The following is a 15,000-nucleotide window of genomic DNA, read 5'->3' as shown; positions in this document are numbered from 1 at the left end:
CCTGTCGACTTCGGCGTCATCCAGCCACTAAAGCTTGTAGCCGATCTGACGCAGCAGGTTTTTCCGCCACGCAATATCGGCGTCGGTTTCGACACCCAGCGGTGAGGCGCCATCCACCACACCGAGCACGCCGCGGCCAAGCTCCGTTTGTGCGACGATCACCTGGGTCGGGTTGGCCGTCGCGCAGAAAATGCGGCAGACCTCTGGCACCGCACGTACCGCAGCCAGCACGTTGACGGGAAAGAATCCGTCCCCCAGGAAGATCAGGAAAGTGTGCCCAGCGCCAATCGCCAATGCGTTGTCGCGTGCAAGTGCGATCACTGCTTCGTCATTACCCGACCAACGCACCAGCCGCTTACCAGAGGCCTCGCAGAAGGCCAGCCCGAAGCGAATGCCAGGAACCGCGCCCACCAGCGCCTCGTGGAGATCTTCCACAGTCTTGATGAAATGCGACTGGCCAAAAATGAAGTTGGAGGCGTCCGGCTTGACGATGGGCACCACGGCAAGTTCCATGGCTGCGCTCCTTCAAGGTAGGTAACGCAGTGGTAGGTAGGCGGACGAACCGCGATTTCAAGCGGCCTGCTAAGGCATGTCGCTGAGGTTACCAAGTGTCGGGCCCAGCGGGACTTGCGCATCGTGCTGCCTGGCACCAATTGGAGCGACACCAAAAAGGATGCTCTCGTCGAAAAAACCAGCACTGGAGCAACATACTGGAAGCCGCTCCCTCAATGGTGATCTGAGTTGCTGAGAACGCCTGACAGTTGGCGCGCGGCCTGGGCGGCAGCTGCTACCGCCCCCAAACCACCGCTTCCTCGTGCCTCTTGATCAGGTGCCTCAGGCTTTCGAATCCGGAGCGTATATGCTGCGCGAACTGATCGACTGCCGGAGATCGGGCGGAATCGGCGCGCGTGAGTATCGCCAGAGCCCGTTCCGGATGCGGGATGGTCAGCGGCAATGCGGTGATCGATTTCTCCTTCCGCAAGGCGAAAACCACGCTATGGGGTATCACCGTCAGAGCATCCGCCGCCTTGAGATAGTTGATGACACTCATCAGCGAGCCGCCGGAATAACGGATCTTGATTTCGGTTGCGCCGAAGGAGAGCAACAGGGCGCGAAGATCGGCGAGCAGTGGGCTGCCCGGCGGAGGTGCTACCCAGGGATAGTCGAGAAGCTGGCTTGGCTGCGGCCGACGCTTGAGCAGCAGTGGATGCGTGACCCTGCAGGCAATCACGTTGCGCCCCGGAAGGATCTGTTGGAATTCCAAGCCGGAACCCTCATCCAGAATGTCGATCGGGCAGATCGCAAGGTCGATCTGGTCGGCCTTCAAGGCGGCGCGAAGATCCGGGAAGTAGCCGTAGCTTTGATCGATCCGAACATCAGGATGTGTGCTCTGAAACTCGGCGCACAACCCTGCGATCAGTGCATCCATGAAGAACGGCGTGCCTCCGACGCGCACGAAGCCGCTCTTGCCGACGCGGAAGCTTTCCACGAGATCCGACGCCTTGCGGGATGCTGCCAGCATGACCAGCCCTTGCTCGGCCAATGACAGGCCAAGCGACGTGGGTTGAAGCGGTCTGCGTCCTTTGATGAACAGTGGCTCGCCGAGACGCATTTCAAGCATCGACAGGGTGCGCGAGACAGCGGGCTGTGCAAGCCCGAGGAGGGCCGCTCCCTCGGTCACTCCGCCGGTCTTGACCACTGCGGCGAGCTGGATCAGGTGACGTTCATCTATCTTCATAACGATCTGTTATATTAAAGCTGAATCAAATCATCAATCGACTGCGACAGGCCTGCTAGCTTGCCATGACCAACGATGCGGTTTTGGGAGAGACGCATGCCGCCGGCAGCCGATGCGCTTATTTTCAGTGAGGCCACTTCCTCGGACGTGTTTGCTGAGCGCATGCCCTCTGGCAAGGGCGGCCAGTTGCCCCGCCTCATGGCGGCGGTCGCCAAACACGCGCATGAGCTGATCAAGGAATTCCGGCCCACCCAGGATGATTGGCGCAGGGTGATCGCGTTTTTGACGGAAGTCGGCCATGCCTCCGATGAACGCCGTCAGGAGTGGGTGTTGCTCTCCGACCTGATCGGCGCGTCGGCCCTCGTGGAGGAAATCAATTCGCGACGACCGAAGGGGGCAACTCCGAACACCATTCGCGGGCCATTCTTTCGCAGCGATGTGCCGGAGCGCCCGCAGCGCAGCTCGATTTCGCTTGATGGAGTGGGAGAGCCGCTTTGCGTCTCGGCCCGGATCGTCGACCTGGACGGGCGCCCGATCCCGTCGGCCGAGCTTATCACCTGGCAGGCCAATGCTCAGGGCTTTTATGAGAACCAGCAGCCGGACCTGCAGCCCGAGCACAACTTGCGTGGCCTTTTTCGCGCCGACGCCGACGGAAGCGTCAACTACCGCACGGTCATGCCGAAGGGATACAGCGTGCCCGACGATGGCCCTGTCGGGCATTTGCTGGCGGCAGCGGGCTATCCTTTGCATCGGCCGGCGCATCTGCATTTTATGGTCCGCGCGGTCGGTTTCGAGACGATCACCACGCATGTCTATGATCGAAACGATCCGCATCTCCACGAGGACGCGCTGTTTGGCGTCAAACCCGAATTGGTCCGGGACTTTCGCCCCGTGAGCGGAGATGTCTCGCAGATCCGGCAGGTGGATTTCACGTTCGTGATGGTGCGGGCAAGACCGGAGAAAGCACGATGAGCCTGTCGTTCCACTATGCCGGCAGCCCGGCCCATATCGTCTTCGGCGAAGGGGCTAGCCAAGAGGCGGCAAACTGGATCGCGAAGATCGGTTGCCGGAGAGCGTTGGTTCTTTCCACGCCACAGCAGAAGAGTGACGCCGAGGCACTGGCTGCGAAGATCGGGCCGCTGGCCGTTGGCGTATTCAGCGGCGCCGTCATGCACACGCCTGTCGATGTCACTGAGACGGCAATGAAGGTGGTTGGGGAAAGCGGAGCCGATTGCGTCGTGTCGCTCGGCGGCGGCTCGACGACGGGTCTCGGCAAGGCCATCGCTTATCGCACGGACCTGCCGCAGATCGTCATTCCGACGACCTACGCAGGCTCGGAGGTCACGCCGATCCTTGGTCAGACCGAGGGCGGTCGCAAGACAACAGTGAAAGGTGCGAAAATCCTTCCCGAGGTGGTGATCTACGATGCCACGCTGACAACGGGGCTTCCGGTTGGCTTGTCTGTGACCTCGGGCCTGAACGCCATGGCCCATGCCGTCGAAGCGCTCTACGCTGAGGACCGCAACCCGATCTCGACCCTCATGGCCGTCGAAGGCTTGCGGGCCTTCCGGTCTGCACTTCCGGAAATCCTGGCAACCCCTGGCGACCTAAATGCGCGGGCAGGCGGTCTCTATGGTGCCTGGCTCTGCGGCACAGTCCTTGGCACGGTCGGCATGGCGCTACACCATAAGATTTGCCACACGCTCGGCGGCACCTTCGACACGCCGCATGCCGAAACGCATGCGATCATGCTGCCCCACACGGCCGCCTTCAATGGGGTGGCGGTGCCCGAGCTTCTTCAGCCTGTGGCAGAGATTTTCGGAGGCTCGGTCGGCGGGGGGCTATGGGACTTCGCCAAGTCGATCGGTGCGCCACTTTCGCTGCGTGATCTAGGCCTCACCGAAGCCGACCTCGACAAGGCAAGCCAGATCGCGGTCGAGAACCCCTATTGGAACCCGCGATCGATCGATCGGCCATCGATCCGCACATTGCTGCAGCAGGCCTGGGAGGGCCGCCGGCCGGAGAATTAGTCGTCACACAAGGGGGAATGGGAGGAGAATGAGATGACAACCAGACGCGAATTCCTGAAACAGACGGCAGCCACCGGCGTGCTTGCTGCCGCATCCGGGCTGGCATTGCCGGCGCTGGCACAGAAAAGCTCGATCAAGCTCGGCTATGTCAGTCCGCAAACCGGACCGCTTGCCGCCTTCGGCGAGGCCGACAAGTTCGTCATCGAGAACTTTCTTGCGACGACCAGGAAGATGGGCCTCGACTATGAGGTTGTCGTCAAAGACAGCCAGTCCAATCCCAATCGTGCCGCTGAGGTCACGAAGGAACTGATCGTGACCGATGAGGTAAACCTGGTCCTCGTTTCCTCGACACCCGAAACCACCAACCCGGTGTCGACGACCTGCGAAGCCGAAGAAATGCCCTGCATTTCGACGGTTGCGCCGTGGCAGCCATGGTTCATTGGCCAGCAGGCAAATCCCGGCGACCCGAATTCCTGGAAACCATTCAATTTCGCCTATCATTTCTTTTGGGGGCTCGAGGACATCATTGCCGTCTTTACCGGCATGTGGGGCCAGGTCGAGACCAACAAGAAGGTCGGCGGGCTGTTCCCCAACGACGGGGATGGAAATGCTTGGGGAGACAAGGTTGTCGGTTTCCCGCCGGTGCTCGAGAAGCTCGGCTATACGCTGACCGATCCTGGTCGTTTCCAGAACCTTTCAGATGACTTCTCCGCACAGATCAACGCCTTCAAGCAGGCGAACGCCGAAATCGTCACCGGTGTCGTTATCCCACCGGATCTTACGACCTTCTGGAACCAGGCAAAGCAGCAGGGCTTCAAACCAAAGGTTGCCTCGGTCGGCAAGGCGCTGCTGTTCCCGCAAACGGTGGAATCGCTCGGCGACGCCGGCCACAATCTTTCAACCGAAGTCTGGTGGACGCCAAGCCACCCCTTCAAATCGTCGCTGACGGGTGAGACTGCCGCGCAGGTTGCTGAGGCTTTCACCAAGGCAACGGACCGGCCCTGGACACAGCCGATCGGATTCGCGCATGCGCTGTTCGAGCTGGCCGTGGATGTCATGAAACGTGCTGACGATCCAAGTGACGGCGAGGCTGTTGCCAAGGTCATCGGCGAAACAAGGCTCGACACGCTCGTTGGCCCGATCGCCTGGGGCAACGAGAAACTGCCGCCCTTTGCGCAGAAGAACGTTGCCAAGACGCCGCTTGTCGGCGGCCAATGGCGGCTGAAACAGGGCGGCAAGGGGTATGATCTCGTTATCGTCGAGAATGCCACGGCACCCAACATACCGACCGGCGGGAAAATGGAGCCGATCGCCTGAGCGCGTCAGCTCTCGTCGGAAGAGCAGGGAGCCGTGGAGGCGGCTCCCCAAGTGGGAGAGAGATTTATGCCAATATTGGAACTGGAAGGTGTCTCGAAGAAGTTCGGCGCGTTGACCGTCGCGCAACAGATTTCCTTTGCCGTGGACGACGGCGAGGCGCTCGGCATCATCGGCCCCAACGGCGCCGGCAAGTCGACCCTGTTCAATCTGATCACTGGCAACATCCAGGCAGAGAGCGGCGCGATCCATTTCATAGGCTCCGACGTGACCAATACCCCGCCGATGGCGCGGTGCTTGGCCGGAATGGGCCGCACATTCCAGATTCCGCAGCCCTTTGATCAGCTCACCGTGTTCGAGAACCTGCTTGTGGCCGGATCGTTTGGCGCGCGGAAGCGGGAAGGGGAGGTCGCCGATCGCTGTGCAGAAATCCTGATCGATACAGGACTGATCGACAAAGCCAATGAAATGGCCGGCAGCCTCACGCTGCTGCAGCGCAAGCGGTTGGAACTGGCGCGTGCGATGGCAACCGATCCGAAGCTCCTGCTGCTCGACGAGATTGCCGGTGGGCTGACGGAAGGCGAATGCCGGGCGCTGGTGGCGACCATCGGCGGCCTCCACGGCAAGGGCATTACGGTGATCTGGATCGAGCATGTCCTGCATGCGCTAAACGCCGTGGTCGGACGTCTGCTCGTCTTGCATTTCGGTCGCGTGATCGGCATCGGCAAGCCCGACGAGATCATGAACTCGAAGCAAGTCCGCGAAATCTACCTAGGGATCGATGTGTGATGCCACTTCTCGAAACCCATGCACTGACGGCTTCCTACGGTGACTTCCAGGCGCTGTTCGGCATCGATATCAGTCTCGAAGAGGGCGAGACGCTGGCGATCATCGGCGCGAATGGAGCCGGCAAGACGACGCTGATGCGGTCGCTGTCGGGGGTCCTCAAAAACGAGCACGGTTCCATCAGCTATCGGGGAGAGGCGATCGGCGCGCTGGACGCCCCCGATGTGATGTCGCGCGGGATTGCCATGGTGCCGGAGGGCCGGCGGTTGTTTCCATCGTTGACCGTCGAGGAGAACCTGCTGATCGGTTCCTACGGCCGCAAGGCCACGGGTACCTGGACGCTCGAGAGCATCTATGCGCTGTTTCCCGTCCTTAAGGAGCGTCGGAGAAACTCTGCCACGGCACTTTCCGGCGGGCAGCAGCAGATGGTGGCGATCGGCCGGGCGTTGATGTCGAACCCGGACGTGCTGCTTTGCGATGAGATCAGCCTCGGACTGGCGCCGGTCGTGGTGCGCGATATCTACGCCGCTTTCCCGCGCATCCGCGAATCCGGCGCGGCGATCGTCATCGTTGAGCAGGATATCGCTCAGGCACTCAAGGTCTCCAATCGGATCTATTGCATGATGGAGGGCCGCATCACGCTTTCCGGAAAGCCATGCGATCTCGACCGCGATGCCATTCATAAGGCTTATTTCGGAGCAGATGGTCATGAACTGGCTTGATACGATAGCGCAGGGCATCCTGCTTGGCGGGCTTTATGCGCTTTTTGCCGCGGGGCTGAGCCTGGTCTTCGGCATCATGCGGCTGGTCAACCTTGCGCATGGCGACCTGATCGTCTTCGCCGCCTTTGTGATCCTGTTGCTTGTTTCATTGCTGGGGCTCCATCCTTTCGTTGCGGCGTTCATCGCGGCGCCTCTCATGTTCGCAGCCGGTTGGGTCCTTCAATACCACTTGCTTAACCGCACGCTCGGAAAGGATATCCTGCCGCCGCTTCTCGTCACGTTCGGTCTTTCGATCGTCATCCAGAACGGTTTGCTGGAAGGCTTTACGGCCGACAGCCGTCGGATATCGGCAGGTGCGCTCGAGACCGCCTCCGTTTCGCTGGGACCGATCAATGTCGGTGTCATGCCGATGCTGACCTTTGGCTCAGCGATCCTCGCCATCGTTATGCTGAACCAGTTGATCTATCGCACCTCGATCGGCCGCGCGTTTCGTGCCACATCCGACGATGTCACCACGGCAGGCCTGATGGGCATCCGGCCGCAACGCATTTTCGCAACGGCAACAGGCCTTGCCATGGTGGTGGTGACGATCGCGGCGCTCTTCCTCGGAACACGTGCCAATTTTGATCCCACGTCGGGACCGGCGCGGCTGATCTACGCCTTCGAAGCCGTCATCATTGGCGGGCTGGGCTCGCTTTGGGGAACGCTGGCCGGCGGAATCATACTTGGTGTCGCGCAGACGATCGGGGCGGCCATCAATCCGGAATGGCAGATCCTGGCTGGGCATCTCGCGTTCCTTCTCGTCCTCCTGTTCAAGCCGCGCGGCCTCTTCCCGCGCGCAGTGGATTGAGACGTCATGGAACAGTTGCTCTCACCAACCTTCAAAGTTGAGACCCGTACAGGCGCATCCGCGGCATTCGCCCTCATGGCTGCGATCGTCGTGATCCTCGCATTCCTGGCGCCGCTTCTGGTGTCGCGCGGCGCAGTCCAGGACCTGTTCTTCATCCTCACCATGCTGGTGTTGGCACAATGCTGGAATCTACTTGCCGGATATGCCGGCCTGATTTCGGTCGGCCAGCAGCTTTTCGTCGGTTGCGGGGCTTATGCCATGTTTGCTCTCGTCAGCCTGTTGGGGCTCGATCCTGTCGCGGCAGTCCTGGTCGCCGGCGTCTTTGCGGCGATCGTCGCCGTGCCGACGGCGTTCTTCACGTTTCGCCTCCACGGTCCTTATTTTGCCATTGGCACATGGGTGATCGCCGAGGTCGGCCGCTTGCTCTTTGCCCAGTGGAAGGCACTCGGCGGCGGTACCGGCACATCATTGCCGCGTGACGCGACCCGCGAGATGATCGGCATCGACCTGTTGAAATCCTTGTTTCGGATGAAATCGGCGGAGGCGGGTGACGCGCTGACCTATTGGCTCGCGCTCGTACTCGCTCTGGTCACGATCGGGGCCATCTACTGGTTGCTGCGATCGCGCAACGGGCTGGGTCTTGCCGCGGTCCGCGACAATGAGCAGGCGGCACGCGCCGTCGGCGTTGATGCCCGGCGTATGAAGACGATGGTTTATCTGACCGCGGCATTTCTGACGGGCTGCTGCGGCGCGCTTATCTATGTCCAGAAGCAACGCATCTCGCCGGATGCTGCCTTCTCGGTGATCGACTGGACGGCCTACGTGATCTTCATCGTCGTCATCGGCGGCATCGGCACGGTCGAAGGGCCAATCATCGGCGTCATCGTCTTCTTTCTGCTGCAGAACCTGCTTGCCGGCTATGGCTCCTGGTATCTTTTGATACTCGGCCTGGTCGCCATCGTCACGATGCTGTTTGCGCCGCGCGGGCTTTGGGGCCTGTTTTCCGACCGCACCGGCATCCAGCTTTTTCCGGTTCGCCGAATTCTCAAAGGTGGACCCCTTGAACACAAGCAAATGGGAGGGCCAAATGGCTGATATTACAACGGATGTACTCATCATCGGAACCGGCCCCGCGGGTTCTGCGACCGCGGCGCTGCTGTCGACCTACGGCGTCGAGAACATGATGATTAATCGCTACCGGTGGCTTGCCAACACGCCGCGAGCGCACATCACCAATCAGCGCACGATGGAGGTGTTGCGCGATCTCGGCCGCGATGTCGAGGACGAAGCCTACATGTTTGCCGCCGAGCAGGACCTGATGGGTGAGAATGTGTTCTGCACCTCTTTGACGGGCGAAGAAATCGGCCGCATGAAAAGCTGGGGCAAGCATCCGTTGTCTCGCGCCGAGCATCAACTCTCCTCGCCGAGCCTGATGAACGACCTGCCGCAGACCTTCATGGAGCCGCTGCTTTTCAAGACAGCCTGTTCGCGCGGCACGCAGGCGCGCATGTCATGCGCGTATATCAGCCACGAGCAGGATGCTGATGGCGTCACGACCATCTGCCTCGATCGATTGACAGACAAGGAATTTAGCGTCCGCTCCAAGTACCTGATTGGCGCCGATGGTGGCAATTCGCGGGTAGCCGAACAGGCGCAATTGCCATTCGAGGGCAAGATGGGTGTCGGCGGCTCGATGAACATCCTGTTCGAGGCCGATCTGTCGCGGCATGTCGCCCACCGTCCCTCGGTGCTCTATTGGGTGTTGCAGCCCGGTGCCGATGTCGGCGGCATCGGCATGGGGCTGGTGCGCATGGTCCGGCCCTGGCACGAATGGCTGATCGTCTGGGGCTACGACATCAACCAGCCAGCACCCGACGTGACCGAGGATTTCGCCATCAAGGTGGTGCGGGACCTGGTCGGCGACCAGGAACTCCAGCCAAAGATCAAATCGGTATCGACCTGGACCGTGAACAACATGTACGCGACACAGATGTCCAACGGCCGTGTCTTCTGTATGGGCGATGCAACGCATCGTCATCCGCCGTCGAACGGACTGGGTTCAAACACCTCGATCCAGGATGCCTTCAACCTCGCCTGGAAGCTGTCCATGGTGCTGAAAGGTCAGGCCGGACAAGGCCTGCTCGACAGCTACAATGCGGAGCGCGCGCCAATTGCGAAGCAGATCGTTACACGCGCGAACAAGTCGATCGAAGAGTTCGGTCCGATCTTCAAGGCGCTAGGCCTTCTGGATTCTGTTGATCCGGTCAAGATGCAGGAAAACATGGACGCCCGTTGCAACGATACGCCGGAGGCGGAAAAGCAGCGCAGAGCGATCCGGGATGCGATCGCCTATAAGGTCTATGAGTTCGATGCCCATGGCGTCGAAATGAACCAGCGCTACAAATCGGATGCGATCATCAACGACGCTCAGCCGGAGCCTGCCTTCGCAAAGGATAAGGAACTTCACTACCACGCGACAACGTGGCCCGGCGCGCGCCTGCCGCACGCTTGGCTCTTCAATCACAGCGGCGACAAAGTCTCGACCCTCGATCTCACCGGCCACGGCGTCTTCACTGTCCTGACCGGCATCGGCGGCGACGGTTGGGTGGCGGCGGCCAAGGCGCTAGCAAAGGAGTTCAACATCCGGATCACCGCGCACACGATCGGACCGCGCCAGGAATGGCAGGATCTGGTTGGCGACTGGGCCAACGTGCGCGAGGTTCGGGATTCCGGAGCCGTTCTTGTGCGGCCGGATCATCACGTTGCCTGGCGCGCAGCTTCAATGGTCTCCAATCCGGAAGCCGAACTGCGCCGCGTCCTGACATCCATTCTTGATAAGTGAGAGCATCATGGAAGCACATGAAAAGGGCTTCTTCACGGAAGAAGATTCGGTCGCGGTGGTGACTGGCCGCAACAAGAACGCCAAGGACGAACGCCTGAAGCAGGTGATGGAAGTCATCACTCGAAAGCTCCACGAAGCGGTAAAGGAGATCGAGCCCACACAGGATGAGTGGATGCAGGCTATCTTCTTCCTGACGCACACGGGCCAAATCTGCAATGAGTGGCGGCAGGAGTTCATTCTCCTTTCCGATGTCCTTGGCGTGTCGATGCTGGTTGATGCGATCAACAACCGCAAACCCTCGGGTGCCTCGGAAAGCACCGTGCTTGGGCCGTTTCATGTTGCCGACGCGCCGGAGCTGCCAATGGGTGCAAACATCTGCCTGGATCAGAAGGGCGAGGATATGTTCATCGAAGGACGGATCCTCGACACCGATGGCGAGCCTATCGCCGATGCACTGATCGATATCTGGCAGGCGAATGATGAGGGTTTCTACGACGTCCAGCAGAAGGGTATTCAGCCGGATTTCAATTTGCGGGGCGTGTTTCGAACTGGTCCTGATGGGCGCTATTGGTTCCGGGCCGTGAAGCCGAGATATTATCCGATCCCCGATGACGGTCCGGTTGGACAATTGCTGAAGGCCCTTGGCCGCCATCCCTACCGGCCGGCCCATCTCCACTACATCATCAAGGCCGACGGTTTCGAAACTCTGACAACCCACATCTTCGATCCCGACGATCCCTATATCGATTCCGATGCGGTTTTCGGGGTGAAGGAGAGCCTGCTTGCGCAATTCCGCCGCACGAGCGATCCCGGACGGTCGCGACAGTATCAGTTTGCGGGCGATTTCTGGGATGTAAAGCACGACTTCGTCCTTGCCCGCAGGAGGCACTGAGCCTTCAGACGAGGATCCTTGCACGGCCGCGGCAGTGATAATAGGCGCCCTGCAAGACTGATTTCCGCGCCGACTTTATAGCCTGCGCAGGAGGGTGGGAACGGGCGTGCGAGCGCAGCAGGTGACACTTGGCGCGGGTTTGGGGGACCGGTTCCTGCGGGGAGCATGCGGGTGCGATAATCTGCCCAAGGTCGGCTATGGCGCGTGCGTCGAAAAATGACATGATTTCGTCGGTCATAGCCCTATCCTTTTGCGAGTTCCTCCACTGGGACACCGAGGGCATCAGCCAGCGCGGCCTTGCCGTTGTTGTCAGGCATCATCGCCAGACCCGAAGCGATCCCCTCCCGCCACGACGGTCCCCGCTCCCATGCCTCCTGGTACGCGTCTGCCAAGACGTAGCCCTGCCGGGTTTGAAGCATGGCCTCGAAGAGCGTCGCGGCTTGCAGGAGGTCCTTGTCCCGCTTCGCCCTCCCAAGTGCATCCGTTGGCCGCCTAGAGGCCACGATGCACTTATGGACGGCATACCTCTCGGGAGCCGGGACATTGAGGCTCACTCCTTCCCGATGCAGCAGAACGGTGCTCACGGGCTCGTAGATCAGATAATCCAAGAGCCGGAGGTTTCCCGCCGACGTACCACCGAGGGCGGGCATAGGTGACGGCTTTCCCGTATATTCATCCGATCCCCGGTTGCCCGTCAGGAATTCGACCCTGTAATTGGTCCGGTTGACGAAAGCCGTCACCCTTGCTTTGTCGGCCTGATGCGGTACGGCCCGGAACGTCGGATCGACGGCCGCCAAGATACTCAAGATCGGCGGCAGGCTGTCATCCACCTCCTGCGAGATCGCGAAATCCATAGCCAGGTCGGCATCGCCTGTCTGCATTGCCGTCGTCGAAAGCCGAACGCCAAGGACGCCCGAGTAGCAGCCATAGGCCACCGAGCCGACGAGGACGCCACGCAGGCGAAAGAACCCCGCATCCGCGAGCGCCTTCGTGATATCGCCGGCGAACCGATTGGGAGCCGACATGCCGCCCGAGCGGAGGAGCGTGGAGACCAAGCGTCGCCGCTCCTTGATGTTGTCCTTGATCTCGCGATGTCGCCTGACGCGCTCTGCGATCTCGGGATCAGCTGCGGGGCCAACATAGCTCCGCTTGTCCTTGCCCTCGGGAGTAGGGATGTCGAAATAGAAATAGTCTTTGCCCTTCACTGGAACGGTTACAAAGCGGCCCTTGAGCGGGAAGTCCGATTGCCTTTGCGCGTCCAATGTCTGCTGGGCGAGTTCCGCGAACATCGTGCGGAATACAAGGCCAACATCTTTCATCGTCTTCGACGGTCTCGGTTATAATGTGTTTGCAAAAACATTATAACTCCCTTGCTCGTTGTCAAGGCAGGCAAACAAAACCCCGGAAACCGGGGTTAAGTGCATGTCGTTCAGTTCAATTCGATGGCTGCTCGGCCGCCTATCTCAGTCACTTCAACGGGTGGCGCTTCGTTGGAGGTCGCCGCAAGCATGGGTGACGTCTCGTCTGATTTCCAGCTCGAACGAGACTATGTCGCACTGTTCCACGAACACCTCGACATCTCGGTGAGGGAGGAGCGCTACCGCGTTCCAGCAGAGCAGCCCGCGACGGTCGAGGATCGATACTGGCGTCGCGGCGACTGAGGTGAGGGAGTTCACCAGGGTATTCCCGGTGTCATTGCTCGAGGTGGATGACGAGACTAAACGCCTTAATAGGCATCAACGGCCAAAACCGACGAGATTTCACTCTTATGCGGAGCCCGCAACGGCTGGTGGAGAGCTGTTTCGCACTCATGGTGAGCGCTAGAAAAACCTTATAACTCTTACGCTATTTGTCATGCGACCGTTGTTACAACGTAAGCAATGTGCTCCTCGCACATTGCTCGGATAATTCCGCTGCTCGGTACCAAATGCCATCGACCGCCGAGCACTATGGCACTGTGCGCCGCCCCCGGCCGGGGATTCGCGCCGTTCGTGCTTTAGCGATCGACACCCGCGAGGTGCGGAGCCGGTTCGCAATACTCAATCAGCAATTCGGTGAGGACACGTATCTTCCGCGCGGGATGCTGGCCTGGCGGGCGGATGACATATGCACCCGCCGGAGGTGGGGGATAACGTGTCATGACCGGCACAAGCGCTCCGGAGGCTACATATTCATCGGTGAGGCCGTCGGGGAGATAGGCGATCCCGAGTCCTGCTGTTGCGGCGGCGACTAGAGCTGTGCCGTTGTCGGCCTTGAAGCGCCCCTGCGGACGAACCGTGATGATCTTGTCGCCATCCATGAGTTGCCAGGCTTCGGTGCCTTGCATGAGAGCCTCATGAGCGACGAGTTCCTCCGGCGTCTCGGGCGACCCATGCGCCTTGATGTAGTCCGGGCTCGCGACGAACTTCCCATGGATTGGTCCGACGCGTCTTGCGATCAAGTTGGAGTCCTGAAGATAGCCAACCCGTATCGCACAATCATAACCCTCTGTGATGAGATCGACGAAGCGATCACTGTAGCACGTGTGGATTTGGAGCTGGGGGTGGCGGCGCGCCATTTCCGCGAGGATGGGAGCGAAGTGAGTCGGGCCGAAAGAAAGCGGGACGGCAACTCGCAAGCGGCCGCGAAGGTCACCGGCGGGTAGGATCGTTTCCCTGGCCACGTCGATCTCGGCGCAGACTCTAGCTGCATAATCTCGGAACGTGGCCCCTGCTTCCGTGAGAGCGGCGCCCCGGGTGGTCCGTGCAAGAAGCTGGACACCAAGTTCCGCTTCAAGCCGGAAGAGCCGCCGACTGACGATTGACTTGGAGACGCCGAGCCGGAGGGCAGCAGGCGAAACTCCCCCAGCATCAGCCACTTCTACGAAGGTCTGCAGCTCTTCGATGTCCATTTAGCGTTCCCCTTTCCGCGACACAGCTGGCCATAAAGGGATGCTACCGCATCTCGAATAGGAACGACAATAATGGTTCCAGGCAACGTCGCCACTGGCGCATGTCTCCCGCAAAACCAATGCCGCTCACAACGGCAGCAAAGGATGTAGTAATGACCTTTCGTAATGGCCTTGCTTCGCTTCTTCGTCCCGAAGATTCGGTACTCGTTCTTATCGACCACCAGCCCTACCAGCTCGCTAATCTGAACAGCCACGACCCGCAGGCCGTGGTGAACAACACGACCGCCCTGGCGAAGTCCGCCAAGGCCTTCGGCGTCCCCACCATCCTGACCAGCGTGATCGCGGCGCGAGGCGGTCTGATCTTCCCGCACATCACTGACGTGTTCCCCGGCCAGGAGGTGATCGACCGGACCTTCATCAACACCTGGGAGGATCGGAAGGTCGTCGATGCGGTCAAGGCGACGGGCCGCAATCAACTGATCATCGCCGGCCTGTGGACCGAGGTCTGTGTCGCGATGCCGACGATCCAGGCGCTGGGCGAGGGCTGGGATGTGACGGTGGTCACGGATGCGTCGGGCGGCACTTCGGTTGAGGCCCACGAGGTCGCGATCCAGCGCATGATCCGCGCGGGCGCGAACATGATGACTTGGTTGGCGGTGGCCTCGGAGTGGCAACGTGACTGGGCCAGGACGGAGCACGCCGGAGAGTTGACGGAAGTTCTCAAGCAGCACGCCGGCGGCAGCGGCATCGCCTATCTGTGGGAGCAGCAGCTGCTCAGCACGCCGGTGCCGAGCAACGCAGGCTGATTTGAGCGGGGATGACGAGAACCTTGAACGAAGCGATGCGAAAAAGCGCATCACTTATCGAGGCTCGTCATCCACATTCGTTGGCGAGAAGGTTCGATGTCTCGTTCGGGGCGGGGGACGAGCACCGAAC

15 protein-coding genes are annotated in these 15,000 nt (G+C 60.5%); 11 read left to right on the top strand and 4 right to left on the bottom strand.

The annotated features are described in order from the left end of the window. Positions 1–27 precede the first annotated feature (27 nt). Positions 28–513: an adenosine-specific kinase gene (locus PMI09_RS02930; protein ID WP_007788703.1), complete on the bottom strand. Its 486-nt coding sequence runs from the start codon at positions 511–513 to the stop codon at positions 28–30. Positions 514–787: 274 nt separating this feature from the next. Next, complete coding sequence (locus PMI09_RS02925; protein ID WP_007788702.1) at positions 788–1,738, bottom strand: LysR family transcriptional regulator; 951 nt, start codon at positions 1,736–1,738, stop codon at positions 788–790. A 96-nt stretch (positions 1,739–1,834) separates the two neighbouring features. Here PMI09_RS02925 and PMI09_RS02920 point away from each other — a divergent pair, with 96 nt between their 5' ends. The 9 genes from PMI09_RS02920 to PMI09_RS02880 all read left to right on the top strand — a co-directional run bounded on the left by PMI09_RS02920 (position 1,835) and on the right by PMI09_RS02880 (position 11,174). Next, positions 1,835–2,710 carry a dioxygenase family protein gene (locus PMI09_RS02920; protein ID WP_007788701.1) on the top strand — a complete coding sequence of 292 codons (876 nt, stop codon included), beginning with the start codon at positions 1,835–1,837 and terminating at the stop codon, positions 2,708–2,710. Beyond that, the gene (locus PMI09_RS02915) at positions 2,707–3,768 is read left to right on the top strand and encodes a maleylacetate reductase (protein WP_007788697.1); all 1,062 of its coding nucleotides are present in this window, start codon (positions 2,707–2,709) and stop codon (positions 3,766–3,768) included. Before PMI09_RS02920 ends, PMI09_RS02915 begins: the two co-directional genes overlap by 4 nt. Before the next feature lie 33 nt (positions 3,769–3,801). Beyond that, positions 3,802–5,085 carry an ABC transporter substrate-binding protein gene (locus tag PMI09_RS02910; protein ID WP_007788695.1) on the top strand — a complete coding sequence of 428 codons (1,284 nt, stop codon included), beginning with the start codon at positions 3,802–3,804 and terminating at the stop codon, positions 5,083–5,085. A gap of 66 nt (positions 5,086–5,151) precedes the next feature. Next, entirely contained in the window at positions 5,152–5,871 is a 720-nt protein-coding gene (locus tag PMI09_RS02905) for an ABC transporter ATP-binding protein (protein WP_007788693.1), read from the top strand. Further along, on the top strand, positions 5,871–6,590 hold the full coding sequence (locus PMI09_RS02900; RefSeq protein ID WP_007788691.1) for an ABC transporter ATP-binding protein: 720 nt from the start codon (positions 5,871–5,873) through the stop codon (positions 6,588–6,590). Before PMI09_RS02905 ends, PMI09_RS02900 begins: the two co-directional genes overlap by 1 nt. Further along, positions 6,577–7,440, top strand: a complete 864-nt coding sequence (locus PMI09_RS02895; protein WP_007788689.1) for a branched-chain amino acid ABC transporter permease — start codon at positions 6,577–6,579, stop codon at positions 7,438–7,440. Before PMI09_RS02900 ends, PMI09_RS02895 begins: the two co-directional genes overlap by 14 nt. Before the next feature lie 6 nt (positions 7,441–7,446). Further along, positions 7,447–8,535, top strand: a complete 1,089-nt coding sequence (locus PMI09_RS02890) for a branched-chain amino acid ABC transporter permease (RefSeq protein WP_007788687.1) — start codon at positions 7,447–7,449, stop codon at positions 8,533–8,535. Further along, positions 8,528–10,282, top strand: a complete 1,755-nt coding sequence (locus PMI09_RS02885) for an FAD-dependent oxidoreductase (protein ID WP_007788685.1) — start codon at positions 8,528–8,530, stop codon at positions 10,280–10,282. Before PMI09_RS02890 ends, PMI09_RS02885 begins: the two co-directional genes overlap by 8 nt. A gap of 7 nt (positions 10,283–10,289) precedes the next feature. Then, positions 10,290–11,174: an intradiol ring-cleavage dioxygenase gene (locus PMI09_RS02880; protein WP_007788682.1), complete on the top strand. Its 885-nt coding sequence runs from the start codon at positions 10,290–10,292 to the stop codon at positions 11,172–11,174. 242 nt (positions 11,175–11,416) lie between these two features. On the opposite strand, the gene PMI09_RS02870 is transcribed toward PMI09_RS02880, so the two are convergent. Beyond that, complete coding sequence (locus PMI09_RS02870) at positions 11,417–12,493, bottom strand: nucleotidyltransferase family protein (protein ID WP_007788678.1); 1,077 nt, start codon at positions 12,491–12,493, stop codon at positions 11,417–11,419. A 189-nt stretch (positions 12,494–12,682) separates the two neighbouring features. On the opposite strand from PMI09_RS02870, the gene PMI09_RS31170 reads away from it, so the two are divergent. Beyond that, positions 12,683–12,835 (top strand): hypothetical protein, encoded by a 153-nt coding sequence (locus PMI09_RS31170; protein WP_007788676.1) that lies wholly within the window; start codon positions 12,683–12,685, stop codon positions 12,833–12,835. Positions 12,836–13,170: 335 nt separating this feature from the next. Here the strand turns inward: PMI09_RS31170 and PMI09_RS02860 are convergent, their stop codons facing one another. Continuing rightward, the gene (locus PMI09_RS02860; RefSeq protein WP_007788674.1) at positions 13,171–14,064 is read right to left on the bottom strand and encodes a LysR family transcriptional regulator; all 894 of its coding nucleotides are present in this window, start codon (positions 14,062–14,064) and stop codon (positions 13,171–13,173) included. Positions 14,065–14,216: 152 nt separating this feature from the next. On the opposite strand from PMI09_RS02860, the gene PMI09_RS02855 reads away from it, so the two are divergent. Continuing rightward, positions 14,217–14,870 carry a hydrolase gene (locus tag PMI09_RS02855; RefSeq protein WP_007788672.1) on the top strand — a complete coding sequence of 218 codons (654 nt, stop codon included), beginning with the start codon at positions 14,217–14,219 and terminating at the stop codon, positions 14,868–14,870. The last annotated feature ends 130 nt before the right edge of the window (positions 14,871–15,000 follow it).

Origin of the sequence: Rhizobium sp. CF122 (assembly GCF_000282035.1) — a bacterium.
Lineage (GTDB): Bacteria > Pseudomonadota > Alphaproteobacteria > Rhizobiales > Rhizobiaceae > Rhizobium.
This window is presented reverse-complemented; position numbering and strand designations above follow the sequence as displayed.

Bases quoted from the DNA above. Each gene is read 5' to 3' on its own strand.
- PMI09_RS02895 (WP_007788689.1), top strand. From the start codon at position 6,577: ATGAACTGGCTTGATACGATAGCGCAGGGCATCCTGCTTGGCGGGCTT.
- PMI09_RS02910 (WP_007788695.1), top strand. From the start codon at position 3,802: ATGACAACCAGACGCGAATTCCTGAAACAGACGGCAGCCACCGGCGTG.
- PMI09_RS02855 (WP_007788672.1), top strand. From the start codon at position 14,217: ATGACCTTTCGTAATGGCCTTGCTTCGCTTCTTCGTCCCGAAGATTCG.
- PMI09_RS02860 (WP_007788674.1), bottom strand. From the start codon at position 14,064: ATGGACATCGAAGAGCTGCAGACCTTCGTAGAAGTGGCTGATGCTGGG.
- PMI09_RS02915 (WP_007788697.1), top strand. From the start codon at position 2,707: ATGAGCCTGTCGTTCCACTATGCCGGCAGCCCGGCCCATATCGTCTTC.
- PMI09_RS02870 (WP_007788678.1), bottom strand. From the start codon at position 12,493: ATGAAAGATGTTGGCCTTGTATTCCGCACGATGTTCGCGGAACTCGCC.
- PMI09_RS02930 (WP_007788703.1), bottom strand. From the start codon at position 513: ATGGAACTTGCCGTGGTGCCCATCGTCAAGCCGGACGCCTCCAACTTC.
- PMI09_RS02890 (WP_007788687.1), top strand. From the start codon at position 7,447: ATGGAACAGTTGCTCTCACCAACCTTCAAAGTTGAGACCCGTACAGGC.
- PMI09_RS02885 (WP_007788685.1), top strand. From the start codon at position 8,528: ATGGCTGATATTACAACGGATGTACTCATCATCGGAACCGGCCCCGCG.
- PMI09_RS02920 (WP_007788701.1), top strand. From the start codon at position 1,835: ATGCCGCCGGCAGCCGATGCGCTTATTTTCAGTGAGGCCACTTCCTCG.
- PMI09_RS02905 (WP_007788693.1), top strand. From the start codon at position 5,152: ATGCCAATATTGGAACTGGAAGGTGTCTCGAAGAAGTTCGGCGCGTTG.
- PMI09_RS02925 (WP_007788702.1), bottom strand. From the start codon at position 1,738: ATGAAGATAGATGAACGTCACCTGATCCAGCTCGCCGCAGTGGTCAAG.
- PMI09_RS31170 (WP_007788676.1), top strand. From the start codon at position 12,683: ATGGGTGACGTCTCGTCTGATTTCCAGCTCGAACGAGACTATGTCGCA.
- PMI09_RS02880 (WP_007788682.1), top strand. From the start codon at position 10,290: ATGGAAGCACATGAAAAGGGCTTCTTCACGGAAGAAGATTCGGTCGCG.
- PMI09_RS02900 (WP_007788691.1), top strand. From the start codon at position 5,871: ATGCCACTTCTCGAAACCCATGCACTGACGGCTTCCTACGGTGACTTC.